At 58.9% G+C, this 8,962-nt stretch carries 11 protein-coding genes; 7 read left to right on the forward strand and 4 right to left on the reverse strand.

Going from position 1 to position 8,962, the window contains the following annotated elements; genetic code table 11:
• Positions 1-40: 40 nt before the first annotated feature.
• Together Q0O19_RS12875 and Q0O19_RS12880 are read right to left on the reverse strand one after the other, a co-directional pair.
• Entirely contained in the window at positions 41-229 is a 189-nt protein-coding gene (locus tag Q0O19_RS12875; protein ID WP_295523604.1) for a hypothetical protein, read from the reverse strand.
• 183 nt (positions 230-412) lie between these two features.
• Positions 413-1,549: a cupin domain-containing protein gene (locus Q0O19_RS12880; RefSeq protein ID WP_295523606.1), complete on the reverse strand. Its 1,137-nt coding sequence runs from the start codon at positions 1,547-1,549 to the stop codon at positions 413-415.
• A gap of 94 nt (positions 1,550-1,643) precedes the next feature.
• Between Q0O19_RS12880 and Q0O19_RS12885 the strand changes: the two genes are divergently transcribed.
• On the forward strand, positions 1,644-2,177 hold the full coding sequence (locus Q0O19_RS12885; RefSeq protein WP_295523608.1) for an FKBP-type peptidyl-prolyl cis-trans isomerase: 534 nt from the start codon (positions 1,644-1,646) through the stop codon (positions 2,175-2,177).
• A 29-nt stretch (positions 2,178-2,206) separates the two neighbouring features.
• Here the strand turns inward: Q0O19_RS12885 and dut are convergent, their stop codons facing one another.
• A complete protein-coding gene (dut, locus tag Q0O19_RS12890) occupies positions 2,207-2,656 on the reverse strand; it encodes a dUTP diphosphatase (protein WP_295523610.1) in 450 nt (149 codons plus the stop codon).
• 65 nt (positions 2,657-2,721) lie between these two features.
• Positions 2,722-3,933, reverse strand: a complete 1,212-nt coding sequence (gene coaBC / locus Q0O19_RS12895) for a bifunctional phosphopantothenoylcysteine decarboxylase/phosphopantothenate--cysteine ligase CoaBC (protein ID WP_295523612.1) — start codon at positions 3,931-3,933, stop codon at positions 2,722-2,724.
• A gap of 77 nt (positions 3,934-4,010) precedes the next feature.
• On the opposite strand from coaBC, the gene Q0O19_RS12900 reads away from it, so the two are divergent.
• The 6 genes from Q0O19_RS12900 to pnuC form a co-directional block, all read left to right on the forward strand.
• Positions 4,011-5,657: a CTP synthase gene (locus Q0O19_RS12900; RefSeq protein ID WP_295523614.1), complete on the forward strand. Its 1,647-nt coding sequence runs from the start codon at positions 4,011-4,013 to the stop codon at positions 5,655-5,657.
• A 25-nt stretch (positions 5,658-5,682) separates the two neighbouring features.
• The gene (gene kdsA, locus Q0O19_RS12905) at positions 5,683-6,537 is read left to right on the forward strand and encodes a 3-deoxy-8-phosphooctulonate synthase (protein WP_295523616.1); all 855 of its coding nucleotides are present in this window, start codon (positions 5,683-5,685) and stop codon (positions 6,535-6,537) included.
• Positions 6,534-6,821, forward strand: coding sequence for a DUF1330 domain-containing protein (locus tag Q0O19_RS12910; RefSeq protein WP_295523618.1), 288 nt, complete (start codon positions 6,534-6,536; stop codon positions 6,819-6,821). Before kdsA ends, Q0O19_RS12910 begins: the two co-directional genes overlap by 4 nt.
• A gap of 52 nt (positions 6,822-6,873) precedes the next feature.
• The gene (eno, locus tag Q0O19_RS12915; RefSeq protein ID WP_295523620.1) at positions 6,874-8,160 is read left to right on the forward strand and encodes a phosphopyruvate hydratase; all 1,287 of its coding nucleotides are present in this window, start codon (positions 6,874-6,876) and stop codon (positions 8,158-8,160) included.
• Between the two features lie 12 nt (positions 8,161-8,172).
• Complete coding sequence (ftsB, locus tag Q0O19_RS12920) at positions 8,173-8,448, forward strand: cell division protein FtsB (RefSeq protein ID WP_295523622.1); 276 nt, start codon at positions 8,173-8,175, stop codon at positions 8,446-8,448.
• Positions 8,445-8,962: nicotinamide riboside transporter PnuC (gene pnuC, locus Q0O19_RS12925; protein ID WP_295523624.1), on the forward strand; the 518-nt coding region annotated here is incomplete at its 3' end. The genes ftsB and pnuC, both read left to right, overlap by 4 nt.

The following is an 8,962-nucleotide window of genomic DNA, read 5'->3' on the forward strand; positions in this document are numbered from 1 at the left end:
TTTTATTGCTGTCCCGGTAAACCGGGAGAGCGGCGACCCATCACTTGGCAGCAGCTGCGTCAGATGCAGGTGCAGAAGCTGGCGCAGCGGCAGATGCGTCAGCGGCTGGGGCTGGGGCTGGAGCGGCAACAGGTGCTGGAGCGGCTGGAGCAGCGGCTTCTTCCTTTTTACCGCAAGCGGACAAAGCAGCAGCAGCGATGATGGCGGCCAAAACGAGGGACTTGTTCATGATGATTTTCCAATTAGGGGTTAAAAAACAATTTCCGGAAATTGTCGAAGACTGATTCAAAAAAACTTGAACCGAGACAAAAGCACTCGAGCTCTTCTGCACTCAGCACAAGATTATATCGTTTTCCCTAATCTGCGTCGATATTCAGCGCACCAAGCTGACGCGAAACCTTCAAAATCACCCTCAACCGGGAAAATCCTGAGCAGGTTTCAACCAGTCTGCCGACATCCAATCGAGCAAAGCCTCTTTGGCTGGATTACTCAATTTGGCGCAAGATGTTGAAGATAAACACCTGCTGTCTGCCAATTGACGCAAGAAGCGCGCATCCTTGCCACCCACCCGAAAGCTCTCACCGTTGATGAACACATGCCGATGGTCGTACATCATTTTGGTGCGTCGATCGAGCCAAACACCCTGAGACAAATCAGGCTCTTTTTCGAGCCCTTCAAACCAGACGTGGGCTTTGGGCTCGGTCAGGTATTCACCCAACAAACTGTCCAGTAAATCCGGGTTTTTAAGCGCTTTATTGACCACTTGGCGCGCAAAGTCGGCCAAAGCAGCAGGAATGGCAGCAGAAGACGTTACCGCAGGCTGACGCGGATCGCGGTACAAGGCCGCGCCCACCCCTTCGAAAGCCTCATCGGCCAAGCCCAGCAAGAGTTCTCGGGCCAACTCCCGCTCTTGGGGTGCCCGAAAACCAATCGACCAGGTCATGCACTCTCCCTCGGCCATGCCGTCGTGCGCGTATTTCGGGGGCAAGTAAAGCAGGTCACCGGGGTTCAACACAAACTCTTCTTCAGCCTTGAAATTTTGCAAAATCTTCAGCGGCACCCCCTCCTGCAGTGTCAAGTCTTTGTTGCGACCAATGCGCCAACGTCGCTGGCCATGGGCTTGCAGCAAAAATACGTCATAGCTGTCAAAGTGCGGCCCGACGCCACCGCCATCGCTGGCATAGCTGATCATCACATCGTCCAGACGTGCATCCGGCACAAAGCGAAACTGCTGCATCAACGCATGCACGCCGTCGTGGTGCAAATCCACGCCCTGCACCAGAAACGTCCATTTTTTCTGACTGAAGGGCGGCAAACTGCGCTTGGCCAATGGGCCATGCTTCATCTTCCAGCCTTTGGGCGAATCCACGATCAAGCGCGACTCCACACCCTCTTGCGCGGCCAGCGCCACCAGTTCTGTGCGCCCTATGCACGGCACAAATCCGGGGATGGCGTTGCGCACCAACAAAGGTTTTTTTTGCCAATGGCGCTTCATGAATTGGCTGGGCGTCAAGCCGCCGAGCAAGGCCAAAGGGTGATCTGTGTGCATGTGCAATTCCATTCAATGGCCGCAGCTGGGGCGAGCTTGGCACTTCAAAGCGTCGACGGTCAAAAACTGGCCGCCAAACTGCGACAATTGTCGTATGGAAATCAAGACACCTTCTGTGGTCGCACTGACCTGGACACTCACAGACACGCTGGGCGAAGTGCTCGACACCCTGGACGAACCCGTGGAATTTTTCATTGGCGGCCAAGACCTGCTGCCCAAGATCGAAGAGGCTCTGCAGGGCCATGAACGCGGTGCCAAGGTCGACCTGCACCTGGAGCCCGAAGACGCTTTTGGTGACTTCGATGAAAACCTGCTGTTTTTAGAGCCACTGGCCTTGTTCCCTGAGGGGCTCGAACCTGGCCTCACGATCGAAGGCACTGCCCTGCCCGAAGGTTGCAACCCCGATGCGCCGCGCAATGCCCTCTACACCGTGACTGAGATCTACCCTGAGCACGTGGTGCTGGACGCCAACCACCCGCTGTCAGGCATCGCTTTGCGTTTGCACCTCAAGGTCGAGTCGGTGCGCGAGCCGACCGAGGCCGAAGTGGGCAGTGGCAGTTGCGGCACCGGCTTCTTCAAAATCGAAGTGGGCGATGAAGACACGCCCATGGGCCCTACCCTGCACTGAGTGAACCGCTGCAGGTTGGCGGTTAAAGCTTATTTTTTGCCGGTAGAGCCGTAACCGCCCTCACCCCGTTCGCTGGGCGCGTCGAATTCACTGACGACGTTGAAAGTGGCCTGCACCACCGGCACGATGACCATTTGCGCGATGCGCTCCATCGGCTCAATGGTGAAGGCCACATCGCTGCGGTTCCAGGCGCTGACCATGAGTTGACCTTGGTAATCGCTGTCGATCAAGCCCACCAGATTGCCCAGCACGATGCCATGCTTGTGGCCCAAACCGGAGCGCGGAAGCAGCATGGCCGCATGGCCCGGATCTTTCAAGTGCACCGCAATGCCGGTGGGCACCAACTGCCAGGCGTTGGGCTGCAGGGTCAACGGCGCATCGAGGCAGGCCCGCAAATCCAAGCCAGCACTGCCGGGGGTGGCGTAGGCGGGCAACTGGACAGCCATGCGGGCGTCAATGATTTTGAGGTCGATGTTCATGTGCAATCCTGAATTGAAAAATACCGGGCCACTCCCGCAGAGCGCTGGGCTGAGGATGGAAAGGCCTATTTCAAACGCTGGCCAATGTCTTCGATGAGTTGCGTGGCCAGCACCTGCTTGCTGGCGTGCGGCAGTTCTCGGGCGCCTGCCTCGTCGACCAGCAGCAAGGCATTGTCGTCTTGCCCGAACGTGGCCGGACCAATGTTACCCACCAGCAGCGGCACCAGTTTGCGCAGGCGCTTGGCTGTGGTGTGAGCCAGCAGGTCGTGGCTTTCGGCGGCAAAGCCCACGCAAAAGAGCGCCCCTTTTTGCGCTGCAGCCGACTGGGCCACGGTCGCCAAAATGTCGGGGTTCTCGACAAAGGCCAACTCAGGGGTTTGACCCGAGCCATCTTTCTTGATTTTTTGCTCGGCCGAGTGGTCTGGACGCCAGTCGGCCACAGCAGCGGTGGCCACGAAAACGCCTTGGGCAGGCAGATGGGCTTGCACCGCCAGCAGCATGTCGCGGGCTGAGCGCACATTCACGCGCTTCACGCCTCGGGGCGTGGCGAGGCTCACCGGGCCAGCAATCAAAGTCACCTCAGCCCCCGCCAAACGCGCCGCTCGGGCAATGGCAAAACCCATCTTCCCGCTCGACAAATTGGTGATGCCGCGCACCGGATCAATTGCCTCGTAAGTCGGACCGGCTGTGACCAGCACCGCACGGCCGGCCAGCACTTTGGGCGTAAAAAACGCCTCGAGCTCTTCCAGAATATCGTCGGCTTCGAGCATGCGCCCGTCACCCGTTTCGCCACAGGCTTGGTCGCCCTGCCCCACGTCGAGCACATGGATGCCATCGGCCTGGAGCTGGGCCACATTGCGCCGGGTGGCGGGGTTGGACCACATTTGCCGATTCATGGCCGGGGCCACGATCAGCGGCACTTTGTCGATGGGACGGGCCAGACACATCAGGCTCAGCAACTCATCGGCGCCGCCGTGCAACAGTTTGGCCATGAAGTCGGCGCTGGCGGGGGCCACCACGATCGCATCGGCCTCGCGGCTCAAATTGATGTGCGCCATGTTGTTGGCCTCACGCGGATCCCACTGTGACGTGTAAACCGGCCGACCCGACAGGGCTTGCAGGGTCACCGCCGTCATGAATTGCTCAGCGGCCTCGGTCATCACCACCTGAACGGTGACCCCGGCTTTGACCAAAGCGCGGCAGAGTTCTGCCGACTTGTAGGCCGCAATGCCGCCAGACAAGCCCAGAACGATGTGTTTTCCAGCCAATGTACTCATGCCCGGGAATGTATCAGACGTGACTGTCTATAATCACGATTTCCACATACCGGGGGCTGAAGGCTCCCGTCTTGGACATGACCAAATTCGTCTTCGTCACCGGCGGTGTGGTGTCTTCCCTGGGCAAGGGAATCGCCTCCGCATCGCTCGCCGCACTCCTCGAATCTCGCGGCCTGTCTGTCACCCTCATCAAGCTCGATCCCTACCTCAACGTGGACCCCGGCACCATGTCGCCAATCCAGCATGGCGAGGTGTTTGTGACCGACGACGGCGCAGAAACCGACCTGGATTTGGGCCACTACGAGCGCTTCATCAACACCCGGATGAAGAAGGCCAACAACTTCACCACCGGCCAAATCTACAAAAGTGTGCTCGAAAAAGAGCGCCGTGGCGACTATTTGGGCAAGACCGTGCAGGTCATACCCCATGTCACCAATGAAATTCAGGATTTCGTCAAGCGCGGCGCAGGCTACGGCACGCCTGAAGCGGTGGATGTGGCCATCGTCGAAATCGGCGGCACCGTGGGCGATATCGAGTCGCTGCCTTTTCTGGAGGCCGTGCGTCAACTCAGCCTGCGCTTGGGGGCCAACAACGCGGCATTTGTTCACCTGACCTACGTGCCCTGGATCGCGGCAGCGGGCGAACTCAAGACCAAGCCCACCCAACACACGGTGCAAAAACTGCGCGAAATCGGCATTCAGCCCGACGCCCTGCTGTGCCGGGCGGACCGCTACATTCCGGACGATGAGCGCGACAAGATTTCGCTGTTCACCAACGTGCAAAGCTGGGGCGTGATCTCCATGCCCGATGTGGACACCATCTACAAAGTTCCCCGCGTGCTGCATGAGCAAGGCCTTGACGGCCTGATTTGCGACAAACTGCGTCTGAGCACACCCCCTGCCAACTTGAAGCGTTGGGATGACTTGGTGCACGACACCGAGCACCCACAAGGCGAAGTGACGATTGCCATGGTGGGCAAATACGTCGAGCTGTCGGACAGCTACAAATCGGTCAACGAAGCGCTGCGCCATGCGGGCATGCGCAACCATGTGCGCGTGAAGATTGAGCACATCGACTCCGAAACCATCACCCCTGAGACCGTGGCCAGTCTGGCCCACTTCGATGGCGTGCTGGTGCCTGGCGGCTTTGGCAAACGTGGCGTGGAAGGCAAAATCGAAGCCGCACAATTTGCCCGCACCCACAAGCTGCCTTACTTGGGCATTTGTTTGGGCATGCAGGTGGCCACCATCGAGTATGCCCGCCATGTGGCCGGCATGAAGGACGCCAACAGCACCGAGTTCGAACCGGCAACGCCCTTTCCCGTGATCGCCCTGATCAACGAGTGGAAAGATGCCGATGGCTCGATCCAAGTGCGCGACGAAAACTCCGATCTGGGCGGCACCATGCGTTTGGGCGCACAAAGCTCCGACGTGGCCAAAGGCACACTGGCTCACCAGATTTATGGTGATGTGGTCACCGAACGCCATCGCCACCGGTATGAGGCCAACGTGAATTACCTGGACACGCTGCGCAAAGCGGGCCTGATCATCTCGGCCTTGACCCAGCGCGAGCAGCTGACCGAAATCGTCGAATTGCCACAAAGCGTTCACCCTTGGTACGTGGGCGTGCAGTTCCACCCTGAATTCAAATCCACCCCATGGGATGGCCACCCGCTGTTCAATGCCTTCATCAAAGCCGCCGTCGCACACCAAGCGGCCGCCTGAGAACCCCCTTGCACTGGAACAAGCCATGAAACTTTGCGGATTTGACGTTGGCCTGAACCGCTCCTTCTTTTTGATCGCAGGTACCTGCTCGATTGAAGGTCTGGAAATGTCCATCGAGGTGGCCGGGCGGCTGAAAGAAGCTTGTGCGTCTTTGGGTATCCCTTTCATTTTCAAAGGCTCGTTCGACAAAGCCAACCGCTCATCGGGCAGCACCCAGCGCGGTGTGGGCATCGATGCGGGTCTGAAGATCCTGGACGAGGTGCGCCGCCAGATTGGCGTGCCCATCCTCACCGATGTGCACGAAGAGTCACAGGTCCAAACCGTGGCCAGCGTGGTCGACGTGCTGCAAACCCCCGCGTTTTTGTGCCGACAGACCGATTTCATACGCGCTGTGGCCCAGTCGGGCAAGCCGGTGAACATCAAAAAGGGCCAGTTTTTGGCCCCTTGGGACATGAAAAACGTCATCGACAAGGCCCGCACGGCTGCTCGCGAAGTTGGTTTGTCCGAAGACAACTTTTTGGCCTGTGAGCGCGGTGTGAGCTTTGGTTACAACAACCTGGTGGCCGACATGACCAGCCTCGCCGAAATGCGCAAGACCGGCGCTCCGGTGGTGTTCGATGTGACCCATTCGGTGCAAAAACCGGGTGGCCAAGGCACCAGCAGCGGCGGCGCGCGCGAGATGGTGCCGGTGCTGGCCCGCGCTGGTGTTGCAGCGGGCGTAGCAGGTCTGTTCATGGAAACCCACCCCAAGCCTCAAGAGGCTTGGTCCGATGGCCCCAACGCGGTGCCTCTGGGCAAGATGAAAGCCCTGCTCGAGACGCTCGTTCAGCTGGATACCGTCACCAAAAAGAACCCATTTTTAGAGGAAGATTTCGCATGAGCGGCTATATCATCGCCAACGTCCAAGTGACCAACCCCACCCAGTACGAAGAGTACAAAAAGTGGTCGACCGCCGCCATGAAAACGGCCGGTGCCGAAGTGTGTGTACGCGGAGGCCAAGTCCAAGTGATGGAAGGCGACTGGGCGCCCGAACGTATCGTGATTTTGAAGTTTGCAAGCTTCGAAGCCGCCAAGGCGTTTTACGAACTGCCCGAGTACCGCAAAGCCCGGGAAGCCCGGGCAGGCGCTGCCATCTTTTGCATGGTGGCCGTGGAGGGCGTTTGAGTTTTTGAACGGCTCCAACCGATTTATTTTTCAATTTTGAGAGAGTTCTCCCATGAGTGCAATTGTTGACATTGTTGGCCGTGAAATTTTGGACAGCCGCGGCAACCCGACCGTCGAATGCGACGTGCTGTTGGAGTCTGGTGTGATGGGCCGCGCCGCTGTGCCGTCGGGTGCATCAACAGGCAGCCGGGAAGCCATCGAGCTGCGTGACGGCGACATGAAACGTTATCTGGGCAAAGGCGTGCTCAAGGCCGTGGAACACATCAACACCGAAATCTCCGAAGCCGTGCTGGGCCTCGATGCCTCCGAGCAAGCCTTTTTGGACCGCACCCTGATCGATCTGGATGGCACCGACAACAAGAGCCGCTTGGGCGCCAACGCCATACTGGCCGTGTCCATGGCTGTGGCCCGTGCTGCTGCCGAAGAATCCGGCCTGCCCCTGTACCGCTACTTTGGCGGCATGAATGGCAACCAGCTGCCCGTGCCGATGATGAACGTCATCAATGGCGGCGCACACGCCAACAACAACCTGGACTTGCAAGAGTTCATGATCATCCCCGTGGGCGCACCGTCATTCCGCGAAGCTGTGCGCTGGGGCGCAGAAGTGTTCCACGCCCTGAAGAAAATCATCCACGACAAGGGCATGAGCATTGCCGTGGGCGATGAAGGCGGTTTTGCCCCCAACGTCGACAGCCACGAAGCGGCCATCCAGATGGTGCTCGATGCCATTGCCGCAGCCGGTTACACCCCAGGCGAGCAGATCGCCATTGGCCTGGACTGCGCCGCCAGCGAGTTCTACAAAGACGGCAAGTACGTGTTGGCGGGTGAAGGCGGCATCTCGCTGACGTCCGAGCAGTGGACCGATATGCTGGCCACCTGGTGCGACAAATACCCCATCATCAGCATCGAAGACGGCATGGCCGAAAACGACTGGGACGGCTGGAAAGTGCTGACCGACCGCTTGGCGAAAAACGTGCAAATCGTGGGTGACGACCTGTTCGTGACCAACACCAAGATCTTCAAGCAAGGCATCGACAAAGGCATTGCCAATTCGATCTTGATCAAGATCAACCAGATCGGCACCCTGACCGAAACCTTCGAGGCCATCGAAATGGCCAAACGCGCCGGTTACACCGCCGTGATCTCCCACCGCTCAGGCGAGACCGAAGACAGCACCATTGCCGACATCGCCGTGGGCCTGAATGCCGGTCAAATCAAGACCGGCTCCATGTGCCGTTCAGACCGCATGGCCAAGTACAACCAGCTGCTGCGCATCGAAGAAGACTTGGGCGAAGTGGCGGTGTATCCAGGCCGCGCCGCCTTTTACAACCTGCGCTAAGCCCTGAAGGTCATGGGCAACCGCCTCGTTCCAATGGTGCTGATCGCCTTGCTGGCGATCATCCAGGCCCAACTGTGGTGGGGCAAAGGCGGCATCCCCACCGTTGCCGAGTTGGAGCGGGCCTTGCAGGAACAAAAGGCCGAGAACGCAGAGGCGCACCGCAAAATTGACCAGCTCAGCGCCGAGGTGAATGACCTCAAAGAAGGCCTGAACATGGTGGAAGAGCGTGCACGGCAAGAGTTGGGCATGGTCAAACCCAACGAGATCTACGTTCAAATCGCCAAATGATGTCTCTGGTCGAGATTGCGGGTTTTGTGCTCGGCTTGGCCATGGTGGTTTGCAACATCCAACAATGGCATTGGGGCTGGCCACTGGCCATCGCCAGCGCCCTGCTTTATTTCTTCGTCTTCAAAGACAGTCTGCTGTACGGCGAAGCGAGCCTGCAACTGGTGTTTGTGGCCATTTCCCTGTGGGGTTGGTGGCAATGGCTTCGCAAGGCGGACGACGACCAACCCACCCTCGCCATTCAGTGCCTGTCTGTGCGCGGCTGGCTCGTGGTGCTGGTCGGCAGTGCCGCGCTTTGGCCTGCACTGGCCCTGCTGCTGCAACGCTTCACCGACAGCGATGTGGCCTGGTGGGACGCGCTGCCCACCGCTTTGAGCTTGGTGGGGCAGGTTTTGCTGGGCCGCAAATACCTTGAAAACTGGCTGGTCTGGGTGTTGGTCAACGCCATCAGCGTGGCCTTGTTTGCCCACAAAGGCCTGTGGTTGACCTGCGTGCTGTACGCCCTGTTCACCGCCAT

This window comes from Limnohabitans sp. Rim8 (assembly GCF_945869175.1).
Taxonomy (GTDB): Bacteria; Pseudomonadota; Gammaproteobacteria; order Burkholderiales; family Burkholderiaceae_C; genus Limnohabitans_A.

Coding starts and splice junctions, on each gene's coding strand:
- Q0O19_RS12900 (WP_295523614.1), top strand. CDS start 4,011: ATGACCAAATTCGTCTTCGTCACCGGCGGTGTGGTGTCTTCCCTGGGC.
- Q0O19_RS12875 (WP_295523604.1), bottom strand. CDS start 229: ATGAACAAGTCCCTCGTTTTGGCCGCCATCATCGCTGCTGCTGCTTTG.
- eno (WP_295523620.1), top strand. CDS start 6,874: ATGAGTGCAATTGTTGACATTGTTGGCCGTGAAATTTTGGACAGCCGC.
- coaBC (WP_295523612.1), bottom strand. CDS start 3,933: ATGAGTACATTGGCTGGAAAACACATCGTTCTGGGCTTGTCTGGCGGC.
- dut (WP_295523610.1), bottom strand. CDS start 2,656: ATGAACATCGACCTCAAAATCATTGACGCCCGCATGGCTGTCCAGTTG.
- Q0O19_RS12880 (WP_295523606.1), bottom strand. CDS start 1,549: ATGCACACAGATCACCCTTTGGCCTTGCTCGGCGGCTTGACGCCCAGC.
- ftsB (WP_295523622.1), top strand. CDS start 8,173: ATGGGCAACCGCCTCGTTCCAATGGTGCTGATCGCCTTGCTGGCGATC.
- Q0O19_RS12885 (WP_295523608.1), top strand. CDS start 1,644: ATGGAAATCAAGACACCTTCTGTGGTCGCACTGACCTGGACACTCACA.
- Q0O19_RS12910 (WP_295523618.1), top strand. CDS start 6,534: ATGAGCGGCTATATCATCGCCAACGTCCAAGTGACCAACCCCACCCAG.
- kdsA (WP_295523616.1), top strand. CDS start 5,683: ATGAAACTTTGCGGATTTGACGTTGGCCTGAACCGCTCCTTCTTTTTG.